This window comes from Spirosoma sp. SC4-14 (genome assembly GCF_037201965.1).
GTDB lineage: Bacteria > Bacteroidota > Bacteroidia > Cytophagales > Spirosomataceae > Spirosoma.
The window spans coordinates 2,440,280-2,457,348 of record NZ_CP147518.1 but is presented as its reverse complement, the minus strand read 5'-3'; the positions used below and the strand labels follow the sequence as shown (position 1 = coordinate 2,457,348).

The following is a 17,069-nucleotide window of genomic DNA, read 5'->3' as shown; positions in this document are numbered from 1 at the left end:
AGTATACTGAGGCTTTGATTACATGGTTGGACGCCAGAAAATTATTCTTTCGCCCCGATACTACCTCGACAATTTCCGCTACGTAGTGGATTTTGTTAAGCGTCTGTACGGCGGTTTGCTAAACGAAGCCGAGTGGGCTTTCATCCGCCAATTTGAAGCCTTATCAATCGATGCCCAGTGCCTATATGTTCGATTCAGTAACCGCAAAGGACTATTTTTTCGTATTAACAAGCTACAATACACCGAAATAACTGACTTACCGGCAGCGGTTGGCGAACTGATGCAGGCAAGCTTTATCGAACCCCTGTCGGCTCATCACGAAATCATGGGCGACGAAGCCCTTGGCATCTTCACGAAACCCGAACTGCTGGCACTACTGCCCTTAGAACCCGAAGAAATTAAACCCCTCAACAAGGAAAAAAAAGAAGGTGTTGTGAACTATGCCCGGCACGAGCTTGATTTTGGTGAAATTGTTACAAGCCTGACCACGCACGAAACGGTCATTAAAATGAACTTTGAGGCCGAGGGTATGATGATTAAATACCTGTTTTTCGGTAACCGCAGTGCCAACATGACCGAGTTTGTGGTTCGCGATCTGGGCATGGTTAATTTCGAACGATACGACGAGAGCAAACTCACAGCCCGTTTCCGAACCCGCAAGGAGGTCGAGGATAAATTGCTGATTTCGCTCACCAGCGAAGAATTTCATGATCTGAAAGAAGCCGAAACACCCGCCGACGACATCTATAACTGGTTTCTGAACTGGAATGAAACCCGGCCCGAGCTGAGCGAAATTGCCATACCGGGCTATCAGAAACTAGTTGTTCGGATCGGCAGTTACCTCGAACGACAAAAGCTGCCCGAACCCGCATTGGCCGTGTATGAACTTTCGAACCAGGTTCCGGCTCGCGAACGCCGGGTTCGGCTGCTCTATAAAAATGGTTCGGTAGATGAAGCTCTTGCGCTTTGCGACGAAATTGCGGTTAATCCACTCAATGCTGAAGAGCGTTATTTTGCCAACGATTTCCGGGAGAAAATTCTGGGCGCTGGCGACAGGAAAAAGCGGCCCCGAAAGGCAACGACGCGCTTTCTGTCCGATGCCGAGAGCGTGCGTATACCAGCAGCATACCGGCATCATGTCGAAGCAGGTGTTATGAACTATTATCTGGACCATGACTACGATGCCGCTTTTACCGAAAATTATCCCTGGCGCGGGCTGTTCGGGCTGGTTTTCTGGGATATTATTTATGACGCCAATGTGCAGGCTATTCATCATCCCCTGCAACGGGCACCGTCGGATTTCTATTTACCCGATTTCTATCACAAACGAGAAGAATTTCTGAAAAAACGGCTCGCCGAACTGGCCACCAAAGACGACTGGCGTCGGCATACGGGCCGAATGTTCAACGCCAAATACGGCATTACCAACGTGCTCGTCGACTGGTCCGACGAGCTGCTGGCTCTTGTTCACCGAATGATTGAGTTGCTGGAAACAGAACAACTTCGGCTTATTCTGCTCGAAATGGCCCGCAATGTCCGCGAACACACACGCGGCTTTCCCGATTTGCTAATCTGGAACCAACAAGGCCAGTACGATTTTGTAGAAGTAAAATCGCCAACCGATCACCTGGGTTCTCAGCAGCTTCACTGGCTGGAGTTTTTCCAGACCATTGGCGTTCACGGAAAAGTTGTACGAGTGATCTGGGAATTATAAAGTCGTGCTGCCAGCACTGTTTCTGCCAAAATATTTCCTGGTGAAAATGTGTAAAAGCGTGCCATCTTTGCGTTCTAAAGCCGCAAACAATTTTTATCATGCAAAGACGGAGTTTCCTTAAACAATCTGGCCTGCTCACGGCCGGAGCTTTTGCTCTTAACCAAGTTGATATACTGGCTAATGCACCCAAAAAGGTGATTAGCCCATTTGGTGTTCAGCTTTTCAGCGTTCGCGATGTGCTGCCTAAAGATCCCAAAGGCGTAATGACCGATCTGGCCAAGATGGGCTATAAACAGTTCGAAAGTTTTAGCGGTGCCAAAGGCTTTTTATGGGGTCTGGAGCCGAAAGAAATGAAATCGTTTCTCGATGGCATAGGCGTAAATATGGTTAGCACCCACTTCGATTTTCGGGGTTCGGCCGACAAGCCTGATGTACTGAAGAAAAACATCGAAATGGCTCAGGGTGCTGGTTTAAAATACCTGCTTTGCCCCTATATCGGCCCACAAAAAACCTGGGACGACTGGAAAAAAATTGCCGATCTGTTCAATACCGTAGGAGAGGAAGTCAATAAAGCCGGCCTGAAATTTGGCTACCACAACCACGATTATTCATTCCGGCCACTCGATGGCAAATTGCCGCAGGAGTTTCTGCTGGCCAATACCGATCCTAAGCACGTTATGTTCGAGCTAGACCTTTGCTGGATCGATGTGGCCGGTGTTGACACGGCATCGCACCTGAAAAAATACGGCAAGCGGTATGAACTCTGCCATATTAAAGACTATAAAAAAGAGAATGGCAAACCCGTTCAGAACGATCTGGGCAAAGGAAGTGTCGATTTCAAAAAGACCCTGCGTGTAGCCCTGAACAGTGGCATCAAATACTTCCTGGTCGAACAGGAAGAATATCCCGAATCGTCGCTAATTAGCCTCAAACACGACGCCGAATACATGAAGACATTGTCGGTATAGTCAGAACCGGGATTACACTGATTTAGCTGATTTCTTTTCGCTTCAAAAAAGCGCTTTTTCAGCTAAATCAGTGTAATCCCGGTCTTAATCCTCACTCCTTGCAGAAAATAGCCGTTTCAGCCAGCCTTTCTTTTCTTCGTCCTCTTCCTTTTTATCCTGATCGGTTAATTCATACTTTGCCAGCGCCCGCATATCGGGTTGCCCGGCATCAACCCAGCAGGTATACCAGAAATCGCCTACCATTTTGATGGAAGCGCGCATCTGCCGCTCAACCTGCCCACGCAGCCGCTGGTGATACTGCTTCGAAAAATCGCTCGAATACACTTTCGTAGTAATCCCGTTTCGTTCTTCAAAACCAAACTTACGCATCTCACCAACCTCAGCCGTTAATTGCTCTTCAAAATGCAGCACCGAATCGAGTGCAGCATTGGCCGTAAAGACGGCTTTCCAGGCAGCTTTCTGGGGTGAGTAAACATACTCGGCCTGCCCCGTCAGAAAATCATAATCAGCGCTAAATAGCTCAGGCAACCGCGACTCCCAAAACCCGTGAATTCCCTGCTGATTGGTCAACTGACCATTGTAATTCCGCGTCGTGTGTAAGGGCACATTAGCATCGGCAATGTAATGTCCCAGATCGGCTGCTACCCGTAGAATTCGGCGAACATCTCGTTGCTTAAAGGCTTCGGTCAGTTGGTATTTCGTTAACTGAATGTGCCACGGAACAATGCCATGTAAAGCCAGTGAGTCTTCACCATAGCGCTCCATTGCGGCCTTATAATAACGCGGCAGTGCCGTTGCTGAAGTGTCGGCATAGGCATCCAAGTCGATAAAATGCCGGGGAGCCTCTCCTACTACCGCATACCGGCGTTTATCAGGATTAACGGCATTATCGGTCAGATAAATGATGTGTTTTTTGAAAAAAGGCATCATTTCGGGTGGTAATGTGAATACAGCCAGCCGGTTAATCTGCTGATGAGCATAGAACCCCCAGACAGGCCGCCGTTGCGTTGCCGAGAGAGCCAGAATATAACTTTTCCGAGGTATTACACCCTTACAATTCAGGTTTTTGGGCTGAATTTCAGCATAAGCTACCTTACCATTTAATAAACTTTCGACAAAAAAAGTAAGAGCCACCAAAAACCAAATAAATCTATTGTAGTTTTGACTAAACATGGTACTTTACAGTTAAAATATTTAACTATTCACAAAAAGCACCGTGTTAATCAGAATAATATTTCGAAAAACAAAAGAAACACAAATAATCATGAATGCTAAATCACGGGGCTATGCCCTTATTGTTGTGCTGGTTTGCGCTTTTGCTTTGACAATATACGGTGCGTACTCACCTGCAAGAAAAGCTCAAAAACAGCAAGTTGTATGTATAAAATTTAAAAAAGGGGTTGAAAGTGCAGCTGTTGAACAGCATATGAACGGTTTTGCGGCCCTAAAGCACGAAATTCCACAGATCGTTGGTTATACCTCGGGTAAGACAATTTTGCCCAATCAGGCCGTTTCAGACTATGATGTTGTGCATTACCTGACTTTTCAGACTGAAGCAGATATTCGGACTTTTGAGCAAAGTGAAGCTTACAAACAGTTTGTAGCACAAAACCAAGGCGTTTGGGATAAAACCTTGATCGTCAATGCTGACATTCGCCCATAATTAGGCTAAACTTCTAGAAATTCGGCTGCAACTATTGATTGTTCCAGCCGAATTTCTTATTTTTGCGCCCTCTTATCGCGACAACGATTTCATAATACATACAAATGGCAAACCATAAGTCAGCAAAAAAAGCAATCCGGTCGAGCGCTAAAAAGCGGTTGTTGAACCGTTATCAGCACGTAACGACCCGGAACATGGTAAAAAAACTACGTACCACAACCGATCATGCAATGGCGGTTGAATTATTCAAATCAGTTTCGTCGGCGCTGGATAAACTGGCAAAACGCAATGTTATCCACAAAAACAAAGCGGCTAACAATAAATCGAAACTGGCTCGTCTGGTAAACGGTCTTAAACCGGCGGCTGCTTAGTAGCTAACGGAGCAAGCGTTTATAGTACTAGTTTTATCGTATAAGAACCTTATCTTTTTTGCAGATAAGGTTTTTTTATGCACTTTAGGAACGAAAACCTCCGTAACTAGCTCGTTTCCATGACCTATACAACCTCCGGCACCATTCAAAGCTGGGCCGAAGAAGACCGCCCGCGCGAAAAGCTGATGCTAAAGGGCAAAGCTGCCCTTTCGGAAGCCGAACTCATCGCCATATTGATCAACTCGGGCACGGTCGACCTAACCGCCGTCGATGTAGCCAAAATAATTCTGAAAAGTGTTGGTAACAACCTAAATGAGCTAGCCAGGCTGAGTGTTAAAGATCTCTCCAAATTCAGAGGTATTGGCGAAGCAAAAGCCATTAGTATTGTAGCTGCTCTTGAGTTGGGCCGCCGTCGGAAAGAACAGGACCGCCCGCAACGAGCCCGAATCACCTGCTCACGCGATGCGTACAATGAAATGATTCCGCACCTGATGGACAAGCCCCACGAAGAGTTCTGGCTTTTGCTTCTAAACCGGGCCAACGAAGTGCTGCGGCCTGTCCAAATAAGCTCGGGTGGGGTGTCAGGTACGGTTGCCGACGCCAAAATTATTTTCAAACAGGCGCTTGACTATCTGGCATCAGCAATCATTCTGATTCACAACCATCCTTCTGGCAATCTAATGCCGTCGCAGGCCGATAAAGAACTTACCCGCAAGTTGAAGGAAGCCGGACGCGTTCTGGAAATACCCGTACTCGACCATTTGATTTTTACCGACAAAGCCTACTACAGTTTTGCGGATGAAGGTATTCTATAACAGAAGTTACCTTGTCGACAAGTCTACGAGAACAAAAAAGGTTTTGGACTAAAACACAGTACAAAAACGATCAGTGCCAGCCAGCCCATTATCCTGCGTTTGGTATCGAGCGGTTCCTGCAACTCAGTTTCGGGGTGATAGATTCCGAGAAAACGCCCCAGCACAAAAACGAAGACCAGAAATCCCTGATATCCCTCCCATTGTGGCTGTACCCAGGAAAAAACAAGCTGAGTCGCCACTACACTGAGGGTAATCAGGAGAGAAGTCATACGGTTCTCGCTAATGTTGGCAAAAGCGAGATATAGAAATACGATGTAGAGTGCGAAATTACCTAACTCCGAAAAAAAGGCTTCGTCGGATGGGACCGCAAAATCGGTTGGTTTAAACAACCCCAAACCGGCATAAAAGGCAAAAACGATAAACAGTGCCGGAGCCACCCACCGATACAAGTCCCGCCCAATTAGCGCATACAGAATATGCCCTCCATCGAGCTGGCCGATGGGAATAAGATTCAGGGATGTAAAAAACAGTGCCAGGTAGCCTGCCATCAGATACGGATAATGAATCATCTCATACTGGTGCGGCAAACGGGCAGGATCGGCAACGTAGTTTTTGAAGAAGCTAAAGAGCAGGTTGTCGCCCAAACCGACAGCAGCCCCCGGCGGCAAATTCTGATACGCAAACTGACCGTAGTTGAGGCCCCACTTCTGATACTCGGGATGAATTGTGAAAATAAATTCAGGCGGTGGCAGGTGAGTGAAGCCATACCACAACACAACCAGCGCCAGAGCAAAACCAGCCAGCGGCCCAGCAATGCCAATATCGAAGTATTTCTTCCGGCTATTGATGTAATCCTTGATACGAATAAACGCCCCGAGGGTGCCTATGCTCTGTCCGATTCCTAACCAGAGCGGAATATAGTATGGCAACGTAACGCGAACACGATTGGCTTTAGCAGTAAAATAATGCCCAAACTCATGGACGGTCAAAATGGCCAGAAAGGGTATCGAAAACTGAAAGCCCTGCACAAATTCATCCCAGCCCAACGTTTTCATTCCATCAATCGGAATAAACAGCCGCCCAAACATCCACTCGGCTCCCGCCATCGTTGTTGTGACCAGCGTGATTAAAAAAAGACCTCCGTGGAGGAGGTACGTTTTGGTGCGTTGACTCATCAGTACTGTATGATCTATGAAATTTGATGTATGAGGTTGTTCAACAATGAACCTACCGATCGCTTGTGAATCATACCGTTTACTTCATATATCCTTTAAATAATCTAAAATTGTCTTAGGCGGTAACACATGCACCGCCTGAATCCCTAACGCTGCAGCGGCTTGTATGTTCGCAGCATTATCGTCGAAGAACGCCGTTTCGCTGGCAACCAATCCGGCTTCAGTTAGCACATGCTGATAGATTTCGGGCGATGGTTTTGCCAACCGAACCTCGTACGAATAAAACACCTGCTCAAAAAGATCCCCAAGCGTGGGCTGATTCAACCCAGCCAGCACCTGATTGACACGCCGAATATGAATTGGACTGGTATTACTGAGCAAAAACAGTCGATAATGTGGCTTTAATTCTTTGATTCGCTGAATACGCTCCACAGGCAAATCGAGCAGAACCGTATTCCAGGCCGTGTCGATCACTTCGTCGGCCCAGTCATCATTCTTAAGCAGTGACCGAACATGAGACCGAAACGCTTCGTCATCGATCAGGCCGGTTTCGTAATGATTAATAAAGTTGTGTTCTTTCCAGATCGTCCGTACCTGCTCTTCCGACACATTAGCCAGCATAGCAAAATTACGGATGGGAGCCGTTAGGTCAATCGGAATAATAACGTCGCCGAGGTCAAAAATGAGGTTACGAATCATCAGAATTTTAATGATTTTGCCACTGTATCAGCACTGTTCAGTTTATAATGTTACTCCAGCACAACACCCATTGAGCAGAACTTATCGATCCGTTGATTGATCCGTTCCTGAGCATCAATGGCATTCAGCTCGGCCAAAGCGTTGAGGATTACATTTTTTAAAATATAAGCCATTTGCTGATGATCGTTGTGCGCTCCGCCAATCGGTTCTTCCACAATGCCATCCACCAGTTTATAAAGCTCCATGTCGCGGGCTGTCAGCTTCATGGCTTCGGCGGCCTGTTCTTTAAAGTCCCAGCTACGCCAAAGGATAGTAGAGCAGTTTTCGGGAGAAATAACTGAATACCAGGTATTTTCGAGCATCAACACTCGATCGCCAATAGCAATACCCAACGCTCCGCCCGAAGCGCCTTCACCAATAACAATGCAGATAACCGGCACTGTCAGCATAAACATCTCTTTCAGGTTACGCGCAATGGCTTCGCCCTGGCCACGCTCTTCGGCCTCTAGTCCAGGAAATGCGCCCGGCGTATCGATCAGGGTAATGATCGGTTTATTAAATTTTTCGGCCAGTTTCATGAGCCGAAGTGCTTTCCGATACCCTTCAGGATTAGGCATCCCAAAATTGCGGTGTTGACGCTGTTTGGTATTCCGCCCTTTCTGTTGCCCGATAATCATTACTGTCTGCCCACCCAACTCACAAAATCCGCCTACCATAGCCGGATCATCGCGAACGGTGCGATCGCCATGCAGTTCGATAAACTGATCACACATGAGCGAAATGTAATCAAGCGTATAAGGACGATCTGGATGACGCGACAGTTGTACCCGCTGCCAGCGGGTAAGATTCTGAAATATTTCCCGACGGAGTTTGTCGATACTAAGCTCCAGCATGTTAACCGCTTCAGTAACATCGACATTACTGGTTTGGGCTAATTTCTTGGTCTCTTCCAGCCGCGCTTCAAGATCGGCTATAGGCTTTTCAAAATCGAGGTATGTTCTCATGAGCTAGTCATTAGGAGTAAGAAGCAGGAAGTACCCTAATCGGGGACTCCTCGCGTCGAAATACTCACTACTTATAAGTCGAAGCTTTCGCCTTTTTTGGGAATAGTTACCTGCGGGTAGCCAGCTTCAGACAGGGTTGCCTTAAAGGACTCCATGCTTTCGTATTCACCGTGAACAAGAAAAATATTTTTTAGCGTTTCGGGCGATTGTTTGCCAACAAAACTCATCAAATCATTGCGGTCGCCATGCCCGCTAAACACGTCTATTTTCTCAATATTGGCCAGTACCTGATGATCTTTCCCTTTGATGCTCAGCGTTTGCTGTCCATTCAGAAGACGCCACCCCAGGGTACCTTCGGCACAGTAGCCAATAATCAGAATGGTTGAGTAAGGGTTGCTAATATTTTGAGCAACGTGGTGTTCAACCCGCCCGCCCTGCACCATTCCCGACGAGGAAATAATAATACATGGTTCGGCATAGTCAGAAACGGCCTTACTGGCTTTTGATGATTCGAGAAACTGAAAGTTCTGAAAATCGAACAGTACTTCATTCTCTTCGTAGAATTCTTTAGCCTCGCCATTCAGCATTCTGATATGCTGTGTGTAAATTTTGGAGCTTTCAAATGCCATAGGGCTATCCGAAAACACGCGTATTGGCGGAAAATTCCGTTCCGTATAAAGCCGATTTAATGTATACAACAGCGCCTGGGTTCGCCCAACGCTGAATGACGGAATAATAAGGCGTCCGGGAATGTCGATACAGGTCCGCTGGATTACATCGGCCAGTGCGTCTTCGGGCGACATGTGGTTCTCGTGCAACCGATTGCCATACGTGCTTTCGCAAACCAGATAATCAACAGCGGGCACGGGTGCCGGGTCGACCAGGAGTGGGTAGTTCTTCCGACCAATATCGCCCGAGAAGCAAATACTCTTACGCTCTCCATTTTCAAACACATTGATCACGATATGAGCGGCTCCCAGCAGATGGCCCGCCGGAATAAACGTGACATCAACGTTGCTGGTAAGTCTGAACTTTCGGTTGAATGCAATGGGGACAACATTCTCCATTGCCTCCCGCACCTGTTTATCCAGATAGAGCGTTTTCTGCATCTGTACCTGCCGCTCTTTCACTTTCTGTTTTTTGCTGACATTCAGGTCATTGATCCGCTTCTGATTGAGCGATGCGGCATCTTTCAGCAATACATTGGTTAGAGCCAGCGTTGGTTCAGTACACAGAATCTGGCCTTCATACCCTTCCCGATACAGGTTTGGCAGATTACCCGAATGGTCAACGTGGGCGTGGGTCAGTAATACCACATTTATACTCGAAGCCTCAAACGGGAAAAATCCCCGGTGAGGAATAGTTGGAGCGGCTTCGTGTAATCCAGATTGACCGTTGGAGTTGGGTCTCTCCATGTCCGATCCACAGTCAATCAGGATGCGATAGTCATCCTCTAGTTCCAGCAGGTACATACTACCTGTTACCTGCCGGGCCGCCCCCAGAAACGATAATTTCATGCGTACAGCTTAATATTCCGATGCGTTTTTCGATCTCTCGTCAAGGGTGGAGTTTTTAACACAAGTCAGGTGGTAAGTATTATGTAAGTTTGCAAAAGTACAAAATAGACCCCGAATCGCCTAACCGTCTCTAAACGCAGTTATGCCCCATTTTTGCCATTGGTTATCCATTTCTCTGCTTATTTGCCAATTCAGCACCTGTGGCTGGAGCACAATTCCCTCTCGTCGGTTCTCCGTTGCCGATTCGCTGGCCATACAGCGATTGCTGGCCCATGTCGAAGCTTTCCAGTCGGGGCCAGCGGCTCGTTTCGGCACCGTTGCCTTATCCATCAGGCGGGTTAGTGATGGTACTGAGCTAATTGGCTACAATGCCCGCCAAAGTCTTCCATCAGCCTCAACCCTAAAACTTATAACCACCGGAACCGCTCTGGCTGTGCTCGGGAGCACCTACACCTATACAACAACGCTTGAATACGACGGCAGTATAAAAGACAGCGTTTTAACCGGAAATGTATACATAAGGGGTAGTGGCGATCCATCGCTGGGGAGTTGGCGTTTTCCTAATTATTTTGATCTGAGTTCACTCCTCGAATATTGGGCGTTGGCAGTCAAATCGGTGGGTATCCGTCGCATTCAGGGTTCCGTGATAGGTGATGCCAGCCTATACAACACATTAACAACTCCCGACACCTGGCCTTTTGGCGATCTGGGCAATTACTACGGGGCCAGCCTAAGTGCGCTGAACATCAACGAAAATTTATATCGGGTTTTTTTCAAAACAGGACGCAGCATCAATACCCCCGCTCCTGTTCTACGCACCGACCCGGCCATCCCATATCTTACGTTTCAAAATACGGTAACAACCGATGCGGCCCATACCGGCGATCATGTCAACATTTACGGTGCTCCGTTCATGAATCAGCAGTGGCTAACCGGAAAAGTGCCCATTGGTGAGCCAGCCAACGAATTCAGTGTGAAAGGTGCGCTACCCGATCCTGCTTATTTTACGGCCTTTGCTCTTCATCAACAACTCCAACAGACTAATGTTGTGGTTAGTGGTGCTCCGGTTTCGGTAGGTGGTGGCTTATCGACTACGGTAGCCGCAACAGGCCAACGAATAAAGCTTACTCAGCACCAATCACCTTCTCTGGCCGAACTGGCCCAGCAAACAAACTTTCAAAGTCTTAACCTGTATGCAGAAGCTCTGCTGCGAACCACAGCATTAACATTAGATAAAACAGTAACGACTACCGACGATAGCATTGAGGCTTTGCTAAAGTTCTGGAAAAGTAAGGGCGTTAATCTGGATGGTTTTCGCATTCGCGACGGAAGTGGCCTATCAACAGTTGGGGCGCTCACAGCCGATAATATGACAGGCATTCTAAGCGCATTGAGCCGGGAAAAAACCTTTCCTCAGTTCTACGAAACCATTCCGGTGCTTGGCCAGACCGGAACCGTCAGATCACTGGCCCGGCGAACAGCAGCCGCTGGCAATATACGGGCAAAAAGTGGGTCAATTGAAGGGGTTCGGGCCTATGCTGGCTATTTTACAGCAACCGATGGCGAACGAATGAGCTTCTGTATATTAGTCAACAAATTTACGCCCGGCCAGAATCGGGTAGTAACGGCTGAACTGGAAAAGATTTTTGTCGATCTGGTTAATCTGAGCGGCAAATAAGTTGGCGGTGAGTGACGTTACTACCCGTTTTCGGGCGTCACTCGCCACCGGTTTATTCTTCTGTTTCGTGGTCACACACAGTTACCACATTGAACCAATACTGCCCAATGGCTTTTGTTACTTCGCTCAACCGTTGAAACGTAGGCGGTTTGGTAATAAAGCTGTTGGCTCCATTGAAATACGAGGTCTCAATATCTTCCTTGGCATCCGACGTTGTCAGCACCACGATAGGGATATGCCGAAGCTGGTCGCTGGCTTTTATTTCCCGAAGAGCCTCCCGCCCATCTTTTCGGGGCATATTCAAATCCAGAAGAATCAGTTCGGGTAGTGTATGAACGGCCCCGGAATAACGGCCCTGATACGTCAAAAAATCAAGTAAGTCTTCGCCATCTTCAGCAAATGAAATATGGCTGGCAGGATAATGCTGATGAAACGCTTCTCGAGTAAGATAACGATCGTCCTCATCGTCATCAACTAATAGAATATGAATAGGTCTCGGTTGGGTTTGATCGGTCATAATCTTGTAATGATTGACTTTCGGGCAGAACTACGATAAATGTTGTCCCCTGGCCGGGTTGGCTACGGGCCGTGATATAGCCGTGGTGAGAGACAGCTACCCGTTTGCAAATAGCCAGCCCGATACCCGTGCCTTCAAATTCGCTTTTGCCATGCAATCGCTGAAACACTTTAAAAATATGATCTAAATATTTTTCATCAAATCCGATTCCGTTATCAGCAATTGTAATTTCGAAATAACGTCGGCCCGAAATTAGTTCAGGATACACGGAACCATCGACTGGAGTCGACTGAATACGCAACAGAGGTCTGACATCGTTTCGGGTAAACTTCAGCGCGTTTGAAATCAGATTGGTAAACAAATGATCCATTTGGCTACCAATTGCGTCTATAACAGGCAATTGACCAACCTCCAACTGCACATCAAGCCCTTTAATCCGAAGTTCCTGATCGTCCAGAATCCGTTGGATAATACTTGCCAGCGGCACTGGCTTGAACTCTTCCTGATGATTCGAAATACGGGAAAAGTTTAATAAATCTTTAATTAGCTTCGACATTCGTTCGGCCGAGTGAACAATTTTGTCCATAAACATCAGGCTGTCGCCATCGAACAGATTGCCATATCGGTCCGTAATAAGGTTAGCAAACGACTGAATTTTTCGAAGTGGCTCCTGAAGATCATGACTGGCCACAAATGCAAATCGCTCAAGTTCTTCATTAGACGCTTCCAGTTGGCGAATTTGTTCTTTAAGCCTGGCTTCATAGGCACGAAGCTGGTCTTCATTCTGCTGCCGACGCGTCAGTTCCTGCTCCAGTAGCCGATAGGAAATAACCAATGCCAGAAAGGTCAGTAAAGACAACGCAAAAATAATAATGAGCGTGTTTCGAAACGAACGGGCAGCCTGCCGGTTTCGCATTTCCATCAGCGTACGTTCCGTATCGACCATCACGGATACATGACGCCGAAGAGCTTCCATACGCCGACGGCCTTCACCACTCAATTTAAGAACAACAGGCGACTGAGAAGCCCGGTTTTTTATCCGCTGTTGGGCAATATCAATTTTAGCATTAACCAACCGGCTTAGTCTTGAGATTCGCTGTTTTTGTAATGGATTATCGCCCATCAGAACACGTAGTTCTTCAATTCGGCCAGGTATGGCAGCAATGGCAGTCTGGTAAGGCTCAAGATAGGTCGAATCGTTCGTTAGCAGATACCCTCGCGCCCCCGATTCAACATCTTTTACCAGCGAAAGAATATTCTGGAGCGAACTCAATACTTCATATGTATGCCGAACACGACCCGTATCGTCGCCATATTGATTATAGCTGTAGAACGACAATGTGAACCCCGACGCAATCAGGACCACGGCCACAAAGAAGCCCAGCGCAATGCGCCGGTTCATCACCTTTGGAGCAGACTGGCTGAGAAATTTCATAACGTCGGAAAAACAGTATCTCGCAAATATAAAAAAAGAAATAAGCAAACCTAGCCCCGGTCCGGAGGGTATCAGAACGATCTGTCTTATTTCCTTATAACGTTTCCACTACCAAATTATGATTGGTATAGATGCAGACATCGGCAGCAATATGCAGGCTCTCGCGCACCATTTCTTCGGCCGAAAGTGAAGGGGCGTGTTTTTTCAACGCTACCGCTGCCGACTGGGCATATACGCCCCCCGATCCGATTGCCGCAATTTCACTATCAGGTTCAATCACATCGCCCGTACCGGATATAATCAATAAATCGTCTTTTGACGCCACAATGAGCATAGCCTCCAGTTTTCGCAAATAACGATCTGTACGCCAGTCTTTGGCCAGCTCGATTGCTGCCCGTTTAAGGTTACCACCATAGGCGTTTAGTTTTTCTTCAAAACGCTCGATCAGTGTAAAGGCATCGGCCGTAGAACCGGCAAAACCCGCGAGAATTTTTCCACCCATCAGAACGCGTACTTTCCGTACATTACTTTTGGCAACGGTGTTGCCCATGGTAGCCTGCCCATCGGCCCCTAGCGCGACTTGGCCATTATGCCGGATACCAACCACTGTGGTTGCATGAATTGTAGGTTGCATGAAATTCAAGTTAATGTTCGCTATAACAAACCAGAAGCGGTTTAGGGTTCACAAGGGTGTAGGGCTTGGGGCACGGAGGATTGTACAGTACAGCCACGCCCTCCCTGCGCGAAGCCCTACACCCCCTTTCCTTCGCTAAACGGAATGGATCGATTGACGCTCTCTTCCAGCGAAATAAAGGTTTCGGTCCGCTGGATACCAGAGACTTTCTGAATCTTATCGTGTAGAACTTCCCGCAGGTGCTGCGTGTCGCGGCAGACAATTTTAGCAAAAATGCTATAGATACCAGTCGTATAATGAATATTGACGACCTCCGGAATTTTTTCAAGCTGTTCGGAAACTTCGCTGTAGAGCGAGCTTTTATCCAGATAAATCCCCAGAAAAGCGCTAATGTCCCACCCGAGCTTTGTATGATCAATCACCAACTGTGAGCCACGCACAATCCCCATCTGTTTCATTTTATTCATGCGAACATGCACTGTGCCCCCCGAAACAAAAATACGTTTCCCGATTTCGGTATAAGGCATGTTGGCATCCTGCATCAGCAAACTGAGAATTTTTAGATCCGTATTATCAATTTCTAAATTTTTCTCGGTCATTTCTAGTTTGTATTTGATAAAGATCAACAAAAATACCTTTTTTTTGACTGATTTGTAAATTTTAAGAAATTTTTATGTAAAATTTGCAACAATTAAGGCCCTCTATTACCTTTGCATTGTCAAGTTGATCGAGCGGGGTCACACGCCGATCTTCTTGATAACTTTTCCTCACACTGTAGGATGTCGAAATTGGCAGACGTGCCCTCCTGTCTCGGGGGTGGTGATAAGGGATAAACGCAGCATAATGCCGCCCGCAAGGGCGACTGGGGTTGACCACCAGAGTTGTACTGTGGCTAACTGCACCGTGGGCGGTTCGAGTCCCCCTCCTACAGCATTTGGTTTTTAGTTTGTTGATGAAGTGTAATTGAACACGCCGGCTCCGCGATGAGACCGGCGTTTGTTTTTTTATAGCCACTTATAGTTGATTCAAACGCGGACTTTTTTACCTATTTTTGTGGTTTCTAAGTATAGACTCCTCCGTTTTATAACGTGAAGCATATCCGTAATTTTTGCATTATTGCCCATATCGATCACGGCAAAAGCACTTTAGCCGACCGATTATTAGAATTTACCAAGACTGTAGGGTCGCGCGATATGCAGGCCCAATTGCTCGACGACATGGACCTGGAGCGCGAGCGGGGTATTACCATCAAGAGCCATGCCATTCAAATGGATTATATGTACAACGGCGAGTTGTATACACTAAATCTGATCGATACGCCTGGTCACGTCGATTTTAGCTACGAAGTATCGCGGTCAATTGCTGCCTGCGAGGGTGCTCTCCTACTCGTTGATGCCTCACAGGGTACCGAAGCACAGACAATCTCCAACCTGTATCTGGCACTTAACAACGATCTGGTCATTATTCCTGTGCTGAATAAGATTGACCTGCCCGGTGCTATGCCCGAAGAAATTAAAGACGAGATGGTCGACCTGCTGGGCTGCGACCGTAACGACATCATTCCGGCATCGGGTAAAGAAGGAATCGGCGTTCCCGAAATCCTGGCTGCCATCGTCGAACGGATTCCCCCACCGAAAGGCGACCCTGATGCTCCGCTGCAAGCCCTTATTTTCGACTCACATTTTAACTCTTACCGAGGTATTGAAGTTATTTTTCGGGTTAAAAACGGCCGCATTCGCAAGGGAGACAAGGTGAAATTCATGAATACCGGCAAAGAGTATTTTGCCGATGAGATTGGAACTCTACGTCTGACCCAGGAGCCCAAAGACGTTATCGAATGTGGCGATGTAGGGTACCTGATATCAGGTATTAAAGTGGCTAAAGAAGTAAAGGTGGGCGATACCGTTACAACCATCGACAACCCGGCTAAAACTGCCATTCAGGGCTTCTCAGAAGTTAAACCGATGGTATTTGCCGGTATCTATCCGGTAGAAACCAGCGAATTTGAAGACTTGCGTGATGCGATGGAAAAGCTTCAGCTCAACGATGCTGCTCTGGTTTGGGAACCCGAAACATCGGCGGCTTTGGGCTTTGGGTTCCGTTGTGGCTTCCTGGGAATGCTGCACATGGAAATTGTACAGGAGCGACTGGAACGTGAGTTCGACATGACTGTCATCACTACCGTACCATCGGTACGGTTTGAGGTATTAACAACCAAAGGCCAGGAAATTCAGGTATCGGCACCAGCCGATATGCCCGAACCAAACCTGATCGACTTCATTGAAGAACCGTTCATTAGAGCCCAGATCATTACGAAGGCCGAATACGTTGGCGGAATCATGAGCTTGTGTATGGACAAACGAAGTATTCTCAAAAATCAGGTTTACCTGACTGCCGATCGGGTTGAACTCCAGTTTGAGATGCCATTGGCAGAAGTTGTATTCGATTTTTTCGATAAACTCAAAACAATTTCCCGTGGTTATGCTTCGCTTGATTATGAGTTTATGGACAATCGCGAATCGGACATGGTGAAGCTGGATGTGATGCTCAACGGCGATAAAGTCGATGCGTTATCGGCCATCGTTCACCGGTCAAAATCGTATGAATGGGGTAAAAAACTGTGCGAGAAGCTTCGGGAATTAATTCCACGCCAACAGTTCGAAATAGCTATTCAGGCCGCTATCGGTCAGAAAATCATTGCCCGTGAGACCCTAAGCGCACTTCGCAAAGACGTGTTGGCAAAGTGCTATGGCGGTGATATTTCGCGGAAACGTAAACTGCTCGAAAAACAGAAAAAAGGAAAGAAACGGATGCGGCAGGTCGGCAATGTAGAAATTCCGCAGGAAGCCTTTATGGCTGTTTTGAAAATAAACTAAGTC

Annotated in this window: 16 protein-coding genes; 7 read left to right on the top strand and 9 right to left on the bottom strand. The window is 47.2% G+C overall.

Features of this window, described 5'->3' with window-relative positions:
- Positions 1 to 22 precede the first annotated feature (22 nt).
- Positions 23 to 1,714, top strand: coding sequence for a VRR-NUC domain-containing protein (locus WBJ53_RS09980; protein WP_338875955.1), 1,692 nt, complete (start codon positions 23 to 25; stop codon positions 1,712 to 1,714).
- A 98-nt stretch (positions 1,715 to 1,812) separates the two neighbouring features.
- On the top strand, positions 1,813 to 2,682 hold the full coding sequence (locus tag WBJ53_RS09975) for a sugar phosphate isomerase/epimerase (RefSeq protein WP_338875954.1): 870 nt from the start codon (positions 1,813 to 1,815) through the stop codon (positions 2,680 to 2,682).
- Positions 2,683 to 2,766: 84 nt separating this feature from the next.
- Here WBJ53_RS09975 and WBJ53_RS09970 read toward each other — a convergent pair whose 3' ends face one another.
- The gene (locus WBJ53_RS09970) at positions 2,767 to 3,855 is read right to left on the bottom strand and encodes a zinc dependent phospholipase C family protein (protein ID WP_338875953.1); all 1,089 of its coding nucleotides are present in this window, start codon (positions 3,853 to 3,855) and stop codon (positions 2,767 to 2,769) included.
- 91 nt (positions 3,856 to 3,946) lie between these two features.
- On the opposite strand from WBJ53_RS09970, the gene WBJ53_RS09965 reads away from it, so the two are divergent.
- The 3 genes from WBJ53_RS09965 (at position 3,947) to radC (ending at position 5,531) form a co-directional block, all read left to right on the top strand.
- Positions 3,947 to 4,345 (top strand): Dabb family protein, encoded by a 399-nt coding sequence (locus WBJ53_RS09965; protein ID WP_338875952.1) that lies wholly within the window; start codon positions 3,947 to 3,949, stop codon positions 4,343 to 4,345.
- 104 nt (positions 4,346 to 4,449) lie between these two features.
- Positions 4,450 to 4,716 (top strand): 30S ribosomal protein S20, encoded by a 267-nt coding sequence (rpsT, locus tag WBJ53_RS09960; protein WP_338875951.1) that lies wholly within the window; start codon positions 4,450 to 4,452, stop codon positions 4,714 to 4,716.
- A 119-nt stretch (positions 4,717 to 4,835) separates the two neighbouring features.
- Entirely contained in the window at positions 4,836 to 5,531 is a 696-nt protein-coding gene (gene radC, locus WBJ53_RS09955) for a DNA repair protein RadC (RefSeq protein ID WP_338875950.1), read from the top strand.
- 23 nt (positions 5,532 to 5,554) lie between these two features.
- On the opposite strand, the gene WBJ53_RS09950 is transcribed toward radC, so the two are convergent.
- The 4 genes from WBJ53_RS09950 to WBJ53_RS09935 all read right to left on the bottom strand — a co-directional run bounded on the left by WBJ53_RS09950 (position 5,555) and on the right by WBJ53_RS09935 (position 9,926).
- On the bottom strand, positions 5,555 to 6,706 hold the full coding sequence (locus WBJ53_RS09950; protein WP_338875949.1) for a site-2 protease family protein: 1,152 nt from the start codon (positions 6,704 to 6,706) through the stop codon (positions 5,555 to 5,557).
- Between the two features lie 84 nt (positions 6,707 to 6,790).
- Positions 6,791 to 7,405: an HAD family phosphatase gene (locus WBJ53_RS09945; protein WP_338875947.1), complete on the bottom strand. Its 615-nt coding sequence runs from the start codon at positions 7,403 to 7,405 to the stop codon at positions 6,791 to 6,793.
- Positions 7,406 to 7,455: 50 nt separating this feature from the next.
- Positions 7,456 to 8,409 (bottom strand): acetyl-CoA carboxylase carboxyltransferase subunit alpha, encoded by a 954-nt coding sequence (locus WBJ53_RS09940; RefSeq protein ID WP_338875946.1) that lies wholly within the window; start codon positions 8,407 to 8,409, stop codon positions 7,456 to 7,458.
- Positions 8,410 to 8,480: 71 nt separating this feature from the next.
- Positions 8,481 to 9,926, bottom strand: a complete 1,446-nt coding sequence (locus WBJ53_RS09935) for an MBL fold metallo-hydrolase (RefSeq protein WP_338875945.1) — start codon at positions 9,924 to 9,926, stop codon at positions 8,481 to 8,483.
- Positions 9,927 to 10,068: 142 nt separating this feature from the next.
- Here WBJ53_RS09935 and dacB point away from each other — a divergent pair, with 142 nt between their 5' ends.
- Positions 10,069 to 11,604, top strand: coding sequence for a D-alanyl-D-alanine carboxypeptidase/D-alanyl-D-alanine-endopeptidase (gene dacB / locus WBJ53_RS09930; protein WP_338875944.1), 1,536 nt, complete (start codon positions 10,069 to 10,071; stop codon positions 11,602 to 11,604).
- A gap of 52 nt (positions 11,605 to 11,656) precedes the next feature.
- On the opposite strand, the gene WBJ53_RS09925 is transcribed toward dacB, so the two are convergent.
- From WBJ53_RS09925 to WBJ53_RS09910, 4 genes are all read right to left on the bottom strand, one after another.
- Entirely contained in the window at positions 11,657 to 12,121 is a 465-nt protein-coding gene (locus tag WBJ53_RS09925; protein WP_338875943.1) for a response regulator, read from the bottom strand.
- Positions 12,075 to 13,556, bottom strand: coding sequence for a CHASE3 domain-containing protein (locus WBJ53_RS09920; protein ID WP_338875942.1), 1,482 nt, complete (start codon positions 13,554 to 13,556; stop codon positions 12,075 to 12,077). The genes WBJ53_RS09925 and WBJ53_RS09920 overlap by 47 nt, the downstream gene beginning before the upstream one ends.
- Positions 13,557 to 13,650: 94 nt before the next feature.
- A complete protein-coding gene (gene hslV / locus WBJ53_RS09915) occupies positions 13,651 to 14,190 on the bottom strand; it encodes an ATP-dependent protease subunit HslV (RefSeq protein WP_338875941.1) in 540 nt (179 codons plus the stop codon).
- A 116-nt stretch (positions 14,191 to 14,306) separates the two neighbouring features.
- A complete protein-coding gene (locus WBJ53_RS09910) occupies positions 14,307 to 14,789 on the bottom strand; it encodes an Lrp/AsnC ligand binding domain-containing protein (RefSeq protein WP_338875940.1) in 483 nt (160 codons plus the stop codon).
- 489 nt (positions 14,790 to 15,278) lie between these two features.
- Here WBJ53_RS09910 and lepA point away from each other — a divergent pair, with 489 nt between their 5' ends.
- Positions 15,279 to 17,066 carry a translation elongation factor 4 gene (gene lepA, locus WBJ53_RS09905; RefSeq protein ID WP_338875939.1) on the top strand — a complete coding sequence of 596 codons (1,788 nt, stop codon included), beginning with the start codon at positions 15,279 to 15,281 and terminating at the stop codon, positions 17,064 to 17,066.
- Positions 17,067 to 17,069 lie beyond the last annotated feature (3 nt).